Source organism: Roseateles puraquae, assembly GCF_002205845.1.
In the GTDB taxonomy this organism is placed as follows: domain Bacteria; phylum Pseudomonadota; class Gammaproteobacteria; order Burkholderiales; family Burkholderiaceae_C; genus Pelomonas; species Pelomonas puraquae.
Window position 1 is genome coordinate 1 of sequence record NZ_NISI01000008.1, and the last position, 15,136, is coordinate 15,136.

Genomic DNA, 15,136 nt, shown 5'->3' on the forward strand with positions numbered 1-15,136 from the left:
GCTGTTCATCCGTTCTCCTGTTTGGGTTGCGGGAGGTCTCGACAACCCCAGCTTCCCAAATCAGGGACGGATGAACAACCTATCGGAACGTCACAACTAGCTGCTCGTGATCTGGCGGAACGAATGCTTTACATGCGCAATTCAGGTGTTCGTGAGCAGGCCTTTCAGTTGCAGCTGGCTAGATGTTTCGGCAACGCGAACACCCTCAGCGGGGCGGCTGCGTCATGCCGATCAGAGTCATTCGCGTTCCATCGTCTGGACGACAGCAGCTACGGACATGCGAGAGGCCGGCTCCTGATTACCGAATCACGACATGGCGGGGCTGGATGGGCTATCGCGGCGGGTAGCAGCGCCCGATGGACCTCAGCCTGCCGCATGACGAGCTAATCGGACCTTCGGATGCATAACTTTGCCTGCTAGGCCCAGAAAGCATAAAGCTGCCGATTTGGCAGCTTTATGGGTCCAGGCGCATAAGTCCTTGATTTGCAAGGGAAAAATGTGGTGGAGAGGAGGAGGATCGAACTCCCGACCTCCGCATTGCGAACGCGGCGCTCTCCCAGCTGAGCTACCCCCCCAACGCAACCGAAAGTATAGCCCGGGTTCGGCGCTGCTATCGTCGCGGGCCATGACGCCTCGCAAGCCTGCCGACTGGTTCGATGCCGAGTACAACAACCGCGCCCGGGTGCCGGACAGCGCGCAGCTGCTGGCGCGCTGGGCCGAGGCTTCGGCGCTGGTGAGGGCGCGAGCGCATTGCGAGCTGGACCTGCGTTACGGGCCGGATGCCCAGCAAACCTTGGACGTGTTTGCGCCCGACCCCGCCTTCGCGGGCGGCTTTGCTCCGGTGCTGGTGCTGATCCACGGCGGCTACTGGCGGTCGCTGGACAAGTCGGACTACTCCTTCCTCGCGGCCAGCTTCACCGACGAAGGGGCGCTGGTGGTGGTGCCCAACTACGACCTGTGCCCGAACGTCAGCCTCGAGCGCATCGCGATGCAGCTCACGGAGGCGGTGGCCTGGGTCTGGCGGCATGCGGCCGAGCATGGCGGTGATCCGAGCCGCATTGCTCTTATCGGCCATTCCGCGGGCGGGCATCTGGCGGCCATGCTCAGCTGCTGCGACTGGAAGCGCGTGGGGCGGGACCTGCCGCGGCGGCTGGTGAAGGGCGCGATGTCCGTCTCGGGCGTGCATGACCTGGCCCCGCTGCGCCGCACGACCTTCCTGCAGCAGGACCTGCGGCTGGATGCTGCAGGCGCCAGGCGACTGAGCCCGATCCACTTTCCGCCACCGGCTTCGCCGCAGACCCTGTTCGCGGTCGTGGGCGCCCAGGAGAGTGATGAGTTCCGCCGCCAGAACAGGCTCATCCGCGACGCCTGGGGGCCACGCGCGGTGCCGGTGTGCGAGGAACTGCCAGGTTGCAACCATTTCACGGTGATGCACGACCTGGCTGACCCGGAAGGCCGCTCCCACCAACTGGCGCGTCAGCTGCTGGGCTTGCGTTGGTACAGCGGCTTGCTGTGACCGCATGGGGGCGCTCAGCCGATGACGCCCGACAGGAAGAACTTGATCACGCCCTTGGCGGCAAAGCCCACCAGGCCGAAGCCCAGGCCCAGCAGCAGTACGAAGGTGCCGAACCGCCCAGCCTTGGACTCGCGCGCCAGCTGCAGGATGATGAACACCATGTACAGCATGAAGGCCGTGACCCCGAAGGTCAGGCCGAACTGCGCAATCTCGGCTTCGGTGTAGCCCCACATCGTGCTGGTCTCTAGTCGGGGCGGCGGATGACGAGGTCGAGGTAGGCATGCCAGCTGGCATGGCCGAGCCACGGCGCGATGACGATCAGGCCGACGAGGGCGGTGCCCATGCCCACGAGCGTCAGCGCCAGGATCAGCGCCGCCCACAGCGCCAGCGGTGCGGGGTGTTCCAGCACCACCTTCCAGCTCGTGAAGACGGCGCCCAGCACGCCGATCTTGCTCGGTGGCAGGTCGACCAGGGCTGGGATCGCCACCACGGTGGACGCGAACATCGGTGCCGCCAGCACCGCGCCGAGCATCAGCCAGGTCGAGAACAGGTGGGCATCGTCGGCCAGCACGACCTTGAGCAGGAAGTCTCGCGGCTGCTGGATGGGATCGGCGACGAAGCCGGTCACGAAGGCGGCCGAGCACAGCACCCAGCCCGTGCCAGCAAACGCCAGCAGGATGCCGAACACGATGAGGCGGCCGTCATGCGGCCGCCAGGCCTCGCGCACGGTGCGCCAGCCTGGGCGGCCGCCACGGTCCAGTTCGCGGCTGATGGCATACAGGCCGGTAGCCAGGATCGGAGCGACGATCAGGAAGCCGGTGAAGGCGCCGGCCAGCAGCCAGAAGCGGTCATGCGCCAGCCACAACAGCAGCGCGCCGAACAGGCCCATGGCCAGCCCATGCGACAGCGACACCCCGGGTGCTCGCCACAGGTCGCGCCATCCGCGTGCCAGCCAGCCCAGGGGGCGCAGCACGGGGATCTGTCGGACACCGAAGGCCTGCGATTCCCGCAGGGCCTGCTCGCTGAAACGGTTGGGCATGGCGCCCGCAGTGTCTCGGGCTCGCGCTGTGCGTGCCTTGATCCGGCGCAAGCCGCGGCGCGATGGCAGGGCCCAGCTGGCGATCAGCCGGCGATCAGCTGGCGCGCGGCGGCTCTGAGTGTCTCGGGGTGGCCGTCGGCGAGCGTCAGGGGTGCCACGCCGGCCAATGCCGGGAAATGCCGGCGCAGCGAGCCTGCATAGCCCGGGTCATAGTGCTCGCGCATCAGCGCGCCGAACACGGCCGGCCACGCGCCGCTGCGCGCCTGCGCTTGCCAGGCCGTCACGCGGGCGCGGCCGCGCAGCTCCACCAAGCCGTCCAGCAGTTGGCAGAAGCCTTCGGGGTCGGCTGCGAAGTGGGCGTAGTCCTGCAGCAGCAGATCCACGCGGGCGGCCTCGGGCATGTCAATCCACACGGGGCGACCCCGGCGATGCAGCGCGGTCAGCAGCTCGGCCGGCAGCGCAATGCGGCCGATCTTGCGGCTCTCGCTTTCCACGAACACCGGGCGCGTCGGGTCAAGCTCATGCAACCGGGCCCACAGCGCGGAGTCGAACCCCTTCTGTGTCGGCTGGCCACGGTCGGGCAGGGCACCGAGCACCGAACCGCGGTGCGCCGCCAGACCTTCGAGGTCGAGCACCTGGGCGCCTTCGTCGGCCAGTGCCTGCAGCAGGCGGGTCTTGCCGCAGCCGGTCAGCCCGCACAGCACGCGGTAGTCGAAGCGCTCGGGCCAGCGGGTGAGGTCGTCCCGCACCTGCGCGCGGTAGGCCTTGTAGCCGCCCACCAGCTGGCGCGACCGAAAGCCGATCTGGCCCAGGAACCAGTGCAGCGACAGCGAGCGTTGCCCGCCACGCCAGCAGTACACCAGCGGCCGCCAGGTCTTGGGCCGGCCGCCGGTGCGCTCATCCAGCAATCGGGCCACGTTGCGCGCCACCAGGGTGGCGCCCAGGCGGCGGGCTTCCAGCGGGTCTTGCTTGTAGAGCGTGCCGACGATGCGGCGCTCTTCGTCGTCGAGCACGGGCCAGTTCTCGGCACCGGGGATGTGGTCTTCCGCGAATTCACCGGGCGAGCGCACATCCAGGATGGCGTCGAACTGGCCCAGCTGCGCCAGCGCCTCTTCGACGGCGATGGTGTAGCTCATGCGGGCAGCGAGACGGCGTCAAGCAGCTCGCTCTCGATCTGCAGTTGCGCCTTGTTCTGCTGCAGCGCCGGGCCGTCGAGCAGGAAGGTGTCTTCCACGCGCTCACCCAGGGTCGAGATCTTGGCGAGCTGCAGGTTGATGCCGTGGCGCGCCAGCACGCGGGCGATGGCGTAGAGCAGGCCGGCGCGGTCGCTGGTGGAGATGGTCAGCAGCCAGGCGGTGGCGCGCTCGTCGGGGCGCAGCGAGATGCGGGGCGTGTACGGGAAGCTCTTGACCCGGCGCGACAGCCGCCCGCGACGCGGCTCGGGCAGGGGGCCGCCGGCCTTCAGCGCGGCACTCAGCTTCTGCTCCACCAGCGGCACGAGGTCACGGTGGTGAACGTCGGCCTCGGGGCGGATGACCTGGAACGTGTCCAGCGCATAGCCGTTGCGGGTGGTGTGCACCTTGGCGTCCAGGATGCTGAAGCCCGCGCCGTCGAAATAGCCGCAGATGCGGGCGAAGAGGTCGGGCTGGTCGGGCGCATAGACCAGCACCTGCAGTCCTTCGCCGATGGGCGAGGGGCGGGCGCGGACGACGGGCTCCTGGGTGTCCACATGCCGCCACAGCGAGCGCGCATGCCAGGCCAGCTCGGCGCCGTCGTGCCGGGCGAAGTAGCTGACGGCCAGCCGGTTCCACAGCGGCTCCTCGGTGCCGGGCAGCTGCGAGTGCAGTGCCAGGTCTTGCCGCGCTTCGGCCTTGCGGGCCTCGATTTCGGCATCGAGGTTGATCTTGGCGCCGCCCAGCGCCCGCAGGGTGATGCGGTAGAGGTCTTCCAGCAGCTTGCCCTTCCAGGCATTCCAGACCTTGGGACTGGTGCCGCGGATGTCGGCCACGGTCAGCAGGTAGAGCGCAGTCAGGTGGCGCACGTCGCCCACCTTGGCTGCAAAGGCAGCGATGACGTCCGGGTCGGAGAGGTCGGCCTTCTGCGCCACGCGCGACATCGTCAGGTGGTGTTCCACCAGGAAGATGCACATGGCGGTGTCTTCGACATTCAGCCCGTGCTGGCGGCAGAAACGCTTGACCTCGACGGCGCCCAGCTCGGAGTGGTCGCCGCCGCGGCCCTTGGCCACGTCGTGGAAGAGGGCGGCGATGTAGAGCAGCTCGGGCTTGTCCCACTGCGCGGCCAGTTGCGAGCAGAACGGGTACTCGTGGGCATGCTCAGGCACGAAGAAGCGCCGCACATTGCGCAGCACCATCAGGATGTGCTGGTCCACGGTGTAGACGTGGAACAGGTCGTGCTGCATCTGCCCCACGATCGCGCGGAACACCCACAGATAGCGGCCCAGCACCGAGGTCTGGTTCATCAGCCGGAAGGAATGCGTCTGGCCCTCGTGGTGGCGCAGCATTTCCATGAAGGTGGCGCGGTTGACCGGGTCGCGGCGCCAGGCGGCATCCATCAGGCCGCGGGCGTTGTAGAGCGCGCGCAGCGTGCGGGCGGACAGGCCCTTGATGCCGCGCGTCTGCTGGTAGACCAGGAAGGTGCGCAGGATGGCGTGGGGGTCGCGCTGGTAGAGGTCGTCGCTGGCGACCTCCAGCATCCGGCCGCGGTCCAGGAAGTCGGTCTGGCCTTCAAGCGGGCGCACCAGGTTCTGCTGCTGGCCGGCGATCTGCTCTTCCAGGTTCAGCAGCAGGATCTGGTGCAGCTGCGTGACGGCCTTGGCGGCCCAGTAGTAGCGCCGCATCAGTACTTCTGACGCGCGCTGGGCCCCCGTGCCTTCGAAGCCGAAACTCTGGGCCACGGCGGTCTGCAGGTCGAACACCAGCCGGTCTTCGCGCCGGCCGGCCACGGCATGCAGGCGCGCGCGGATGAGCTTGAGCTGGCCCTCGTTGCGCTGCAGCTGGCGGCTCTCGAACGGCGTGATCAGGCCGCGTGCGCTCAGCGCCTTCCAGGTCTTGCCCAGGCCCGCGGCCCGGGCGATCCACATCAGCATCTGCAGGTCGCGCAGGCCGCCAGGGCTTTCCTTGCAGTTGGGCTCCAGCGCGTAGGGCGTGTCGTCGAACTTGGTGTGGCGCTGCAGGCTCTCCAGCGTCTTGGCGCGGAAGAAGGCCTTGGGGTCCATGGCCTGCATGAAGCGGCGCGACATCGCGCGGAACAGCTTGCCGTCGCCCGCGAGCGGCCTGGCCTCGAGCAGCGCGGTCTGGATGGTGACGTCGGCCTGGGATTCGCTCAGGCATTCGTCGACCGTGCGCACCGAGGAGCCGATTTCCAGCCCGACGTCCCAGCACGAGGTGATGAAGTGCTCGATGGCAGCCTTGGCCGGGCCGGGCTGGTAGGCCTCGACGCCCTCGGGCAGCAGCACCAGCACGTCCACGTCGGAATGCGGGAAGAGCTCTCCGCGGCCGTAGCCGCCCACCGCTGCGAGGCAGCTGCCTTCGGGCATGCCGGCAGCCAGCCACAGGCCGCGCAGGGTGTCGTCCACATGCCGGGCCAGACGGCGCAGCAAGGATTGCGCACTGGCCTGCGTGGGGCGCGCCGCGAGAAAGGCGTCGATCAGGCTCTGCTTGCCCGCCTTGAACTGCTGGCGGCGCTCTGCAACCGTGGCCACGGCGTCAGGCGGTGGCCGTGGCGGCCTGGGTGATGAAGGCTGGCGGCGGCGGGCTGCCGGCCGACAGGGTCATGATCTCGTAGCCGGTGTCGGTCACAAGGATGGTGTGCTCCCATTGGGCAGAGAGCGACCGGTCCTTGGTGACGATGGTCCAGCCGTCGCCGAGTTCCTTCACCTCGCGGCGGCCGGCGTTGATCATGGGCTCGATGGTGAACATCATGCCCGGCACGAGTTCGTCCAGCGTGCCGGGGCGGCCGTAGTGCAGCACCTGCGGCTCCTCGTGGAAGACGCGGCCGATGCCGTGGCCACAGTACTCGCGCACGATGGAGAAACCGGCGTTCTCGGCAAAGGTCTGGATGGCGTGGCCGATGTCGCCCAGGCGCGCACCCGGCTTGACCTTGGCGATGCCCTTCCACATGGCCTCGTAGGTGAAGGCGCACAGCCGCTTGGCTGCAATCGAGCCGTCACCCACCACGAACATGCGGCTGGTGTCGCCATGCCAGCCGTCCTTGATGACGGTGACGTCGATGTTGACGATGTCGCCGTTCTTCAGCGGCTTGTCGTTCGGGATGCCGTGGCAGACCTGCTGGTTGACCGAGGTGCAGATCGACTTGGGGTAGGGGATGTAACCCGGCGGGCAATAGTTCAGCGGCGCGGGAACGGCCTGCTGGACGTTGACGATGTAGTCATGCGCGAGCTTGTCCAGCTCGTTGGTCGTGACGCCCGGCTTCACATGGGGCGTGAGCATGTCGAGCACTTCGGACGCCAGGCGCCCGGCGATGCGCATGCCTTCGATGTCGGCAGCGGTCTTGATCGTGATGGCCATGGGGCCGGATTATCAATCCGCCCAGATGACCGTACCCGTCCACCAGGTTGCCAGCACGATGATGCCGAAGGCGATGCGATACCAGGCGAAGGGCACGAAGGTGTGGCTGGACACGTAGCGCAGCAGCCAGCGCACACAGGCCCAGGCGGCCAGGAAGCTCACGACGAAGCCGACGGCGAACATCGGGAAGTCGGCCATCGACAGCGCATGGCGCTCCTTCCAAAGGCTGTAGCCGCCGGCCGAGATCAGGGTCGGGATGGCCAGGAAGAAGGAGAAGTCCGTCGCGGCCTTGCGCGACAGGCCCAGCAGCATGCCGCCGATGATGGTGGCGCCCGAGCGGCTGGTGCCGGGGATCATGCCCAGGCACTGCACCAGGCCGACCTTGAGCGCGTCCAGCGGCGTCATGTCGTCCACGGTCTGCACGCGGGCCACGGGCTGGGCGCGCTTCTCGGCCCAGAGGATGATGAGCGCGCCGACGATGAAGGCGCCTGCCACCACGGGGGCATTGAACAGGTGGGCCTTGATGGCCTTGTAGACCGTCAGCCCCACCACGCCCGCCGGGATGAAGCCGATCGCGATGTTCAGCACGAAGCGCTGCTGCTTGGGGCTGCTGGTGATGCCGCCGAGGGCCTCGCGGATGCGTGCCCAGTAGACGATGAGCACGGCCAGGATGGCGCCGCTCTGGATGGCGATGTCGAAGACCTTGGACTTGGCGTCGGTCATGCCGAGCAGGCTGCCGGTCAGGATCAGGTGGCCGGTCGACGACACGGGCAGGAACTCGGTCAGCCCCTCGACGACGCCCATGATGGCGGCCTTGATCAACAGCATGAAGTCCACGTGCACAGCTCCGGGGCGAACAAAAGCCGCGCAGTGTAGCCACCGGGCCCGGCCCGAACTTGCCGCAGGCTGGCCCCGCGGGCTACATTACTGACTCACCGGTCATTAACTCCGTCGCCTTTGTCCACCGCTCCCGTTCGCCAGCGCCGCAAGGATGCCCGCCCGCAGGAACTGCTGGACGCCGCCCTGGCGCTCTTCGTCGAGAAGGGTTTCGCCGCGACGCGCAGCGAGGAGATTGCGGCCCGGGCCGGTGTCGCCAAGGGCACGCTCTACCGCTACTACCCCAGCAAGGACGAGCTGTTCAAGGCGATGGTGCGCGAGAACCTCTCTGTGCACATCGCCGAATCGGCCGCCCAGGCGGCGCAATACGAGGGCGCCATTGCCGAACTGCTGACCCAGATGATGCGGGCCTGGTGGGCCAAGGTCGGCCATGGCAATGCCGGGGTGGTCTGCACGCTGATGATGCTGGAGGCGCGACACTTTCCGGAGCTGGCGCGGTTCTATGTGGACGAGGTCATCACGCCGTCCAAGACGCTCATCGGTGGCCTGGTCGAGCGAGGCATTCGCAGCGGCGAGTTCCGCCAGGTGCCGCTGGAGGCCACGGTCCACATGTTGATCGCACCCATGATGCACATGCTCCTGCATGACCATTCCTTTGGCGACCTGGACGGCTGCGGCCAGACGATGAGCCCCGAAGACCTGCTGGACGCCCAGCTCGCCTTGCTGTTGCACGGCCTGCTCGCCGTGCCGCAGGGCACCTAGAATTTTGGTTTTCAGCCTGCCGTACCGTGCTCCGGAGAAATAGATGAATCTCGAACAAGCCCGCTTCAACATGATCGAGCAGCAGATCCGCCCCTGGGACGTGCTCGACACCACCGTGCTGGAGCTGCTGAGCGTCGTCCACCGCGAGGATTTCGTGCCCGAGGCGCATCGCGCCCAGGCCTTCGTCGACACCGAGCTGCCGCTGACCGCCAGCCGCCGCATGCTGGCGCCGAAGGTCGAGGCTCGCCTGTTCCAGGAACTCAAGGTGCAGCGCCACGAGAAGGTGCTGGAGATCGGCGCCGCCACGGGTCACATCGCCGCGTTGCTGTCGCACAAGGCCCAGCGCGTCATTGCGCTGGAAGCCGACGCCGGTCTGGCCGCGCAGGCCCAGGCCAACCTCAAGCGCGCTGGCGTGATGAACGTGACCGTGCTGAACCAGGACGGCGCCGCCGGCCTCGCGGCCGAGGAGCCGTTCGATGCCATCCTGCTGTCGGGCTCGGTGGCCAGCGTGCCGCAGGTGCTGCTCAACCAGCTCAAGGTGGGCGGGCGCCTGGCGGCCATCGTGGGCAGCGAGCCGGTGATGCGTGCGGTGATGATCACGCGCGTCGGGGCGAACGACTTCCGCACGGTCGAGATGTTTGACACGGTGGCGGGCCGCCTGCCCGGGTTTGCCGAGGCGCCGGCCTTCAGCTTCTGAGCCTGCCGGCCGGATGCAGCCCGTCGCCCCAAAACGACCATTGCTCCCCCAACGGGCGCAAGTCGTCGCATGGCTTCAGTCACCGGTGGCCTTTGGCTCTATAAACCCGGCCGCGCTTACAACATTGCTCTCCAGTCAAGGAATCCCATGCCCTTCGTTACTGCTCCACGCCTGATCCTGCAACCGCTGGCCCTGGCGGCCAGCTTCCTGATCGCCGGCGCGGCCCAGGCCCAGAGCCTGCAGGAGCTGTACGACGCAGCACGGGGTTATGACGCGACCTACCTCGCGATCCGGGCGACCGCCGATGCCGCCGCCGCACGCATCGGGCAGGCTGAAGCCCTGAACCGGCCGAGCCTGGGCCTCGGCGCCTCGGCCACTGCCGCCCGCAGCGATCCGCCGACGTCGGGCGCCATCAACAGCACGACGATCGCGGCCAACCTGCAGGGCAAGTACTCGGTCTACAACGCCGCCAACGCGCCGACCATCGACAAGGCGCGCCGCGCCTACGCGGTGGCGCAGGCAGATCTGGAGTCGGCCGAGCAGGACCTGATGGTGCGCCTGGCCACGGCCTATTTCGATGTGCTGGCGGCCAAGGATGCGCTGTCCACCACCCGAGCCAACAAGGCCGCGATCGCCGAGCAGCTGGCCTCGGCCAAGCGCAATTTCGAGGTCGGCACCGCCACCATCACCGACACCCGCGAAGCCCAGGCCAAGTACGACCTGGCCGTGGCCCAGGAACTCGCCGCCGACAACGACCTGCGCGTCAAGCGCGTGGTGCTGGACCAGTTCGTCGGCCGGGTCGGCGTCGAGCCCAAGGGCCTGGCCCAGCCGGTGGCGCTGCCGGCGCTGAACAGCGAGAACATCGACACCTGGGTCAGCGCGGCCGACGAGCAGCACCCGGCCATCCGCAAGGCGCGCCTGGGGCTGGAGCTCGCGCAGCTCGACACCCAGATCGCCCGCGCGGGCGAAAAGCCGACGCTGGACGCCAGCGCGACCGTGGGCGCCAACAACGTTCACAACAGCCTGAGCGGGGCCGCATCGGTGCAGGCGGGTGCCGGCACGAGCAAGAACGCCACCATCGGCCTGACCTTCACCTACCCGCTCTACACCGGCGGCCTGACCCAGAACCGCATCAAGGAAACCCTGGTGCTGGAGGAGAAGGCCCGCAACGACCTCGACTTCGCCCGTCGCAGCGTGGCCGAAGCCACGCGCCGCGCCTTCTTCGGCGTGCAGTCGCTGAAGGCCCAGGTGGCTGCGTACGAAGCCGCCGAGTCGTCTACCAAGTTGGCGCTCGAGGCCACTCAGCTGGGCTACAAGGTCGGCGTTCGGGTGAATCTGGACGTGCTCAACGCCCAGACGCAGCTCTACAGCACCCAGCGCGACCTGGCCAAGGCGCGCTACGACGTGCTGGTGAACAGCCTCAAGCTGCGCCAGGCCTCGGGCCAGTTGCGCCCCGAGGACATCAACGCCACCAACGCGCTGCTGGCCAAGTAAGCCTCGCGTCCGCCCCTCACCAGCCCCGCCTCGGCGGGGCTTTTTCATGCCTGGCCTTGACGGCACTTCGAGGCCATCAATATATCAAGTGATATATTGATGGCATGCCTCGCACCTCGTCAGCCTCCGCTGCGCCCGCGCTCGACCCTGTCGTGCTGCGCGCAGCCGCGGGCGAAGCCGTGGCGGTGCTCAAGGCGCTGGGCAACCCCGAGCGCCTGCCGCTGCTGTGCCAGATGTCCCAGGGCGAGCTGAGCGTGGCCGAGCTGGAGGCGGCGCTCGGCATCCACCAGCCGACGCTCTCCCAGCAACTGGGCGTGCTGCGGCGTGAAGGCCTGGTGGAGACCCGACGCGACGGCAAGAACGTGATCTACCGGGTGGCAGACGAGCGCGTGCTGGCGCTGCTGCAGGCGCTCTACACCCTTTACTGCCCAAAGGAGGCGACATGACCCTGAACTGGACGGCCTTCACGCCCGGCACCGCGCTGGCCGGCGGCGTGCTGATCGGACTGGCCGCAGCACTGCTGGTGCTGCTGGGCGGACGCATCGCCGGCATCAGCGGCATCCTCGGCGGTCTGCTGCGGCGCGTGCCGGGCGAGCGGGCCTGGCGGGCGGCGTTCATCGGCGGTCTGCTGGTGTCTCCGTGGGTCTATGCCGCGGTGCAGGGGCCGATGGTCTCGCAGATCGACGCCAGTTGGCCCACGCTGATCGCCGCGGGCCTCATCGTCGGCGTCGGCACGCGCTACGGCGCGGGCTGCACCAGCGGGCACGGCGTGTGCGGCTTGTCGCGCCTGTCCTGGCGGTCGGCGGTGGCCACTGCGAGCTTCATGGCCGCGGGCTTCGTGACGGTCTTCGTCGCCCGCCATCTGCTCTGAGGAGATCACCATGGGTACCTTCATCGGCGGGCTTGCCGGCCTCGTCTTCGGCCTCGGGCTGATCGTTTCTGGCATGGTGCAACCGGCCAAGGTGCTGGGCTTCCTGGACCTGGCCGGTGCCTGGGACCCGTCCCTGGCCCTGGTCATGGCGGGGGCCATCGCCGTCGGTCTGCCGGCCTTTGCCCTGGCGGTGCGGCGCCGCGAGACCTTCCTCGGCTTGCAGATGCAATTGCCGCAATCCAAGGTCGTCGACCGGCGCCTCGTCGGTGGCAGTCTGGCCTTCGGTGTCGGCTGGGGGCTGGCCGGGTTGTGCCCGGGCCCGGCCCTCGTGGTGGCCGGCAGCGGCGATGTGAAGGCGCTCGCGTTCGTGGCTGCCATGGTGGCCGGCATGGCTGTGTTCGAGTGGATCGAGCGGCATTGAGGCCCCGTGCGCCGGCAGCGGCGCCGGGAGGCCTCAAAATCCGCGCCCATGCTGTTCCTGCTCTCGCCCGCCAAATCTCTTGACTACGACACGCCGACCCCGCCTGAGCTGGCGCCGGCCCTGACCCGCCCGCAGTTCCTGCCCGACACGGCCCGACTGATCGACGTGCTGCGCACGAAGAGCGTGGCCGACGTGCGCGAGTTGATGGACCTCTCCGAGCCGCTCGCCCAACTCAACGTCGACCGCTACCGGGCCTGGCGTCCGCGCTTCACCGACCACAACAGCAAGCCGGCCGTGCTGGCCTTCAACGGCGATGTCTACGACGGCCTCGATGCCAAGTCGATGACGGCGGACGACCTCGCGTGGGCGCAGACGCACGTGCGCATGCTGTCGGGCCTCTACGGCATCCTGCGGCCCCTGGACCGCATGCAGCCTTACCGGCTGGAGATGGGCACGCGGCTGCAGACCGAGGCGGGCGCCAGCCTGTACGACTACTGGGGCGACCGCCTGGCCCTGCACCTGAACAAGCTCGCCCAGGCCGAGAAGGTGCCGGTCATCGTGAACCTCGCGTCGCAGGAGTATTTCCGGGCGGCGGACCGCCGGGTGCTGAAGCCGCGCGTCATCGACTGCCAGTTCGAGGACTGGAAGAACGGCGAGTACAAGATCATCAGTTTCTTTGCCAAGCGCGCCCGCGGCCTCATGGCGCGCTTCGCCATCCAGCAGCGCCTTCAGACGCCGGAGGGCCTGCAGGCCTTCGACCTGGACGGGTATCGTCTGGCCTCCGAGGTCTCGTCCCCTGATCGACTCGTTTTCCGCCGCAAGCCATGAGCCAACAAGTCATCACCCCCGAACTCTGTGCCTGGATCACCGAGCAATCAAACGCCGGCCATCCGTCCGACAGCATCCTGGCCGCCATGCTGGGCAGCGGCTGGGACGAGTCGGTCGCGCGCCAGGCCCTGGCCCGCACGCTGGGCCAGGCCGCCACGCTGACCAGCGCCCCGGGCACGACGCCCGGCTTGCCGGAGCCCGACCTGAGCCGCTTCGCGCCGGTCATCGATGCCGGTGACCGGCAGGTCAAGGTGATGATGGCGCTGCGCCAGCCGCGCGTGGTGGTTTTCGGCGACCTGCTGTCGGATGACGAGTGCGACGGCATCATCGCGTTGGCCTCCAAGCGCCTCGCGCGGTCTGAAACCGTGGCCAGCAGCAGCGACGGCAGCGAGGTGAACGCGGCGCGCACCAGCGAGGGCATGTTCTTCGAACGCTGCGAGACCGAGCTGATCCGCCGCGTGGAGTCGCGCATCGCCACGCTGCTGCGCTGGCCGCTGGACCACGGCGAGGGCCTGCAGGTGCTGCGCTACCGGCCCGGTGCCGAGTACCAGCCCCACTACGACTACTTCGAGCCCGGCCACGTCAGCACGCCCAACATCCTCAAGCGCGGCGGCCAGCGCGTGGCCACGCTCGTCATCTACCTGAACACGCCGGCGGCCGGCGGCTCCACCATCTTCCCGGACATCGGGCTGGACGTGGCCCCCGTGAAGGGCAATGCGGTGTTCTTCAGCTATGACCGGCCGCACCCGTCCACGCAGACGCTGCATGGCGGCTCACCGGTCATTGACGGCGAGAAATGGGTGGCCACGAAGTGGCTGCGCCAGGGCGTGTTCGTCTGAGGCCGCACCCCTGATCCGCGGGTGAGGGTCAGGAGCCATGGCTCCAATGGGCGATGCCGCGCCGCGTGCCGAAACCTAAGGTGCGAACTCCACTTTCCACGGGAGTTCCACGATGTCTTCTTCTTACTCTTCGGCGCTGCCGAGCCGCCTGCGCGCCTGGCTGGGCGCGGTGTTGTTGGCGGCCAGCGGCGTCAGCCAGGCCGGTGTGTCCCTGAGCTGGGATCTGGCGGCCTGGCAGTACGACGCCATCCCCAGCCAGACGCTGGAGCTGCGCGCCACGGTCTACAACGAAGCCTCGGCCACCGAGCACCTGCTGGGCAGCCGTTTCGTGGCCGCCTTCGGCGAGGGCATCGAGGATGCCTACGACTTTCTCGCGCCCATGGTCTCTCTGGCCGAGCAGTTCGCGATGATGGATCTGGCGCCGGGCCAGGGCATGGACTTCGTGTTCGGGCGGCTCGCGCCGGTCAACGGCAGCATCGCCCCGGGGGTCTACACCGGCGGTGGCTTCTCGCTGGCCTTCCGCGACGCCAGCGGGGCTGAGGTGTCCTGGACGCCGGAGCACACCCTGCGCATCGATGTGGCCGAAGGCACGACGGGCAACGCGCTGCCCGAGCCCACGACGCTGCTGCTGACCGCTTCCTGCCTGGGCGCGCTGGTGCTGCAGCGTCGGCGCCGGGCTCAGGTCATGCGCTGAGCAGCTTGTTGATCAGCTCGGGCGTGCTGCTCGCCCGGTATTTCTTCATCAGCCGGCCTCGGTAGACGTCCACCGTGCGTGGGCTCACGCCGAGGTGGCGGCCGATGAGCTTGCTCGTCTGGCCCTCCACCAGCAGGGCGGCGATCTCACGCTCGCGGGGCGTCAGCTCCGCGGTGATCTGGCGGCGGGCCGACAGGTCCTCGAAGCTCCAGATGCCGCGCGCATGCGGGTCGGCCGGGTCCAGGGCCCGGCCCGTCACGTGGCACCAGAACAGCTCGCCGCTGCCCAGGCGCCGCATCACGCGGTCATCCGCGTAATGGCCCTGGGCATCCAGGCTCGCCACGATGCGCGCGCCGGTGCGCTCGAACTCGACCGCACTCGGGTACATGACCGCGAAGCTCTGCCCGACGAGCTGCTCGCGCGTGGCTGAGAACATCTGCAGCACGCGCTCGTTGCAGTCCACGATCTGGCGCTGTGCCGACAGCACGAGGCCGATCGGCGCGAACAGGAAGGCACTGCGGTAGTCCAGGGCGGCGGGTTCCACTTAGGCGATCTTGCGTAATCGACGGCGAGAGGCGCGGGATAGTACCC

17 protein-coding genes and 1 tRNA gene are annotated in these 15,136 nt (G+C 68.4%); 10 read left to right on the forward strand and 8 right to left on the reverse strand.

Going from position 1 to position 15,136, the window contains the following annotated elements:
* Nucleotides 1–499: 499 nt before the first annotated feature.
* Nucleotides 500–575, reverse strand: a tRNA-Ala gene (locus tag CDO81_RS18930).
* Between the two features lie 50 nt (nucleotides 576–625).
* Between CDO81_RS18930 and CDO81_RS18935 the strand changes: the two genes are divergently transcribed.
* A complete protein-coding gene (locus CDO81_RS18935) occupies nucleotides 626–1,516 on the forward strand; it encodes an alpha/beta hydrolase (RefSeq protein ID WP_088484797.1) in 891 nt (296 codons plus the stop codon).
* A 14-nt stretch (nucleotides 1,517–1,530) separates the two neighbouring features.
* On the opposite strand, the gene CDO81_RS18940 is transcribed toward CDO81_RS18935, so the two are convergent.
* From CDO81_RS18940 to CDO81_RS18965, 6 genes are all read right to left on the reverse strand, one after another.
* Nucleotides 1,531–1,749, reverse strand: a complete 219-nt coding sequence (locus CDO81_RS18940; RefSeq protein ID WP_088484798.1) for a DUF2788 domain-containing protein — start codon at nucleotides 1,747–1,749, stop codon at nucleotides 1,531–1,533.
* Nucleotides 1,750–1,760: 11 nt separating this feature from the next.
* Nucleotides 1,761–2,555 carry a DUF2189 domain-containing protein gene (locus CDO81_RS18945; RefSeq protein WP_088484799.1) on the reverse strand — a complete coding sequence of 265 codons (795 nt, stop codon included), beginning with the start codon at nucleotides 2,553–2,555 and terminating at the stop codon, nucleotides 1,761–1,763.
* A gap of 83 nt (nucleotides 2,556–2,638) precedes the next feature.
* A complete protein-coding gene (gene mnmH / locus CDO81_RS18950; protein ID WP_088484800.1) occupies nucleotides 2,639–3,691 on the reverse strand; it encodes a tRNA 2-selenouridine(34) synthase MnmH in 1,053 nt (350 codons plus the stop codon).
* Nucleotides 3,688–6,276 carry a [protein-PII] uridylyltransferase gene (locus CDO81_RS18955; RefSeq protein WP_088484801.1) on the reverse strand — a complete coding sequence of 863 codons (2,589 nt, stop codon included), beginning with the start codon at nucleotides 6,274–6,276 and terminating at the stop codon, nucleotides 3,688–3,690. Before CDO81_RS18955 ends, mnmH begins: the two co-directional genes overlap by 4 nt.
* 4 nt (nucleotides 6,277–6,280) lie before the next feature.
* The gene (gene map, locus CDO81_RS18960) at nucleotides 6,281–7,102 is read right to left on the reverse strand and encodes a type I methionyl aminopeptidase (protein WP_088484802.1); all 822 of its coding nucleotides are present in this window, start codon (nucleotides 7,100–7,102) and stop codon (nucleotides 6,281–6,283) included.
* A 12-nt stretch (nucleotides 7,103–7,114) separates the two neighbouring features.
* A complete protein-coding gene (locus CDO81_RS18965) occupies nucleotides 7,115–7,939 on the reverse strand; it encodes an undecaprenyl-diphosphate phosphatase (protein ID WP_088484840.1) in 825 nt (274 codons plus the stop codon).
* Between the two features lie 120 nt (nucleotides 7,940–8,059).
* Here CDO81_RS18965 and CDO81_RS18970 point away from each other — a divergent pair, with 120 nt between their 5' ends.
* The 9 genes from CDO81_RS18970 (at nucleotide 8,060) to CDO81_RS19010 (ending at nucleotide 14,545) form a co-directional block, all read left to right on the forward strand.
* Entirely contained in the window at nucleotides 8,060–8,701 is a 642-nt protein-coding gene (locus CDO81_RS18970) for a TetR/AcrR family transcriptional regulator (RefSeq protein ID WP_241517062.1), read from the forward strand.
* Between the two features lie 43 nt (nucleotides 8,702–8,744).
* Nucleotides 8,745–9,398 carry a protein-L-isoaspartate O-methyltransferase family protein gene (locus CDO81_RS18975; protein ID WP_088484804.1) on the forward strand — a complete coding sequence of 218 codons (654 nt, stop codon included), beginning with the start codon at nucleotides 8,745–8,747 and terminating at the stop codon, nucleotides 9,396–9,398.
* 147 nt (nucleotides 9,399–9,545) lie between these two features.
* Nucleotides 9,546–10,892, forward strand: a complete 1,347-nt coding sequence (locus CDO81_RS18980; RefSeq protein ID WP_088484805.1) for a TolC family outer membrane protein — start codon at nucleotides 9,546–9,548, stop codon at nucleotides 10,890–10,892.
* Between the two features lie 104 nt (nucleotides 10,893–10,996).
* The gene (locus CDO81_RS18985; protein WP_088484806.1) at nucleotides 10,997–11,338 is read left to right on the forward strand and encodes an ArsR/SmtB family transcription factor; all 342 of its coding nucleotides are present in this window, start codon (nucleotides 10,997–10,999) and stop codon (nucleotides 11,336–11,338) included.
* Entirely contained in the window at nucleotides 11,335–11,763 is a 429-nt protein-coding gene (locus CDO81_RS18990; RefSeq protein ID WP_088484807.1) for a YeeE/YedE family protein, read from the forward strand. Before CDO81_RS18985 ends, CDO81_RS18990 begins: the two co-directional genes overlap by 4 nt.
* Nucleotides 11,764–11,773: 10 nt before the next feature.
* Nucleotides 11,774–12,184 (forward strand): DUF6691 family protein, encoded by a 411-nt coding sequence (locus tag CDO81_RS18995; RefSeq protein ID WP_088484808.1) that lies wholly within the window; start codon nucleotides 11,774–11,776, stop codon nucleotides 12,182–12,184.
* A 48-nt stretch (nucleotides 12,185–12,232) separates the two neighbouring features.
* Nucleotides 12,233–13,012 carry a peroxide stress protein YaaA gene (gene yaaA, locus CDO81_RS19000; RefSeq protein ID WP_088484809.1) on the forward strand — a complete coding sequence of 260 codons (780 nt, stop codon included), beginning with the start codon at nucleotides 12,233–12,235 and terminating at the stop codon, nucleotides 13,010–13,012.
* Nucleotides 13,009–13,851, forward strand: a complete 843-nt coding sequence (locus CDO81_RS19005) for a 2OG-Fe(II) oxygenase (protein WP_088484810.1) — start codon at nucleotides 13,009–13,011, stop codon at nucleotides 13,849–13,851. Before yaaA ends, CDO81_RS19005 begins: the two co-directional genes overlap by 4 nt.
* Nucleotides 13,852–13,963: 112 nt before the next feature.
* Entirely contained in the window at nucleotides 13,964–14,545 is a 582-nt protein-coding gene (locus tag CDO81_RS19010) for a hypothetical protein (protein WP_088484811.1), read from the forward strand.
* Here the strand turns inward: CDO81_RS19010 and CDO81_RS19015 are convergent.
* Entirely contained in the window at nucleotides 14,535–15,089 is a 555-nt protein-coding gene (locus tag CDO81_RS19015) for a LuxR C-terminal-related transcriptional regulator (RefSeq protein WP_088484812.1), read from the reverse strand. The genes CDO81_RS19010 and CDO81_RS19015 overlap by 11 nt on opposite strands.
* Nucleotides 15,090–15,136 lie beyond the last annotated feature (47 nt).

Coding starts and splice junctions, on each gene's coding strand:
- CDO81_RS18990 (WP_088484807.1), top strand. CDS start 11,335: ATGACCCTGAACTGGACGGCCTTCACGCCCGGCACCGCGCTGGCCGGC.
- CDO81_RS18940 (WP_088484798.1), bottom strand. CDS start 1,749: ATGTGGGGCTACACCGAAGCCGAGATTGCGCAGTTCGGCCTGACCTTC.
- CDO81_RS18995 (WP_088484808.1), top strand. CDS start 11,774: ATGGGTACCTTCATCGGCGGGCTTGCCGGCCTCGTCTTCGGCCTCGGG.
- CDO81_RS19010 (WP_088484811.1), top strand. CDS start 13,964: ATGTCTTCTTCTTACTCTTCGGCGCTGCCGAGCCGCCTGCGCGCCTGG.
- CDO81_RS19005 (WP_088484810.1), top strand. CDS start 13,009: ATGAGCCAACAAGTCATCACCCCCGAACTCTGTGCCTGGATCACCGAG.
- CDO81_RS18980 (WP_088484805.1), top strand. CDS start 9,546: ATGCCCTTCGTTACTGCTCCACGCCTGATCCTGCAACCGCTGGCCCTG.
- CDO81_RS18935 (WP_088484797.1), top strand. CDS start 626: ATGACGCCTCGCAAGCCTGCCGACTGGTTCGATGCCGAGTACAACAAC.
- CDO81_RS18945 (WP_088484799.1), bottom strand. CDS start 2,555: ATGCCCAACCGTTTCAGCGAGCAGGCCCTGCGGGAATCGCAGGCCTTC.
- map (WP_088484802.1), bottom strand. CDS start 7,102: ATGGCCATCACGATCAAGACCGCTGCCGACATCGAAGGCATGCGCATC.
- yaaA (WP_088484809.1), top strand. CDS start 12,233: ATGCTGTTCCTGCTCTCGCCCGCCAAATCTCTTGACTACGACACGCCG.
- CDO81_RS18975 (WP_088484804.1), top strand. CDS start 8,745: ATGAATCTCGAACAAGCCCGCTTCAACATGATCGAGCAGCAGATCCGC.
- CDO81_RS18985 (WP_088484806.1), top strand. CDS start 10,997: ATGCCTCGCACCTCGTCAGCCTCCGCTGCGCCCGCGCTCGACCCTGTC.
- mnmH (WP_088484800.1), bottom strand. CDS start 3,691: ATGAGCTACACCATCGCCGTCGAAGAGGCGCTGGCGCAGCTGGGCCAG.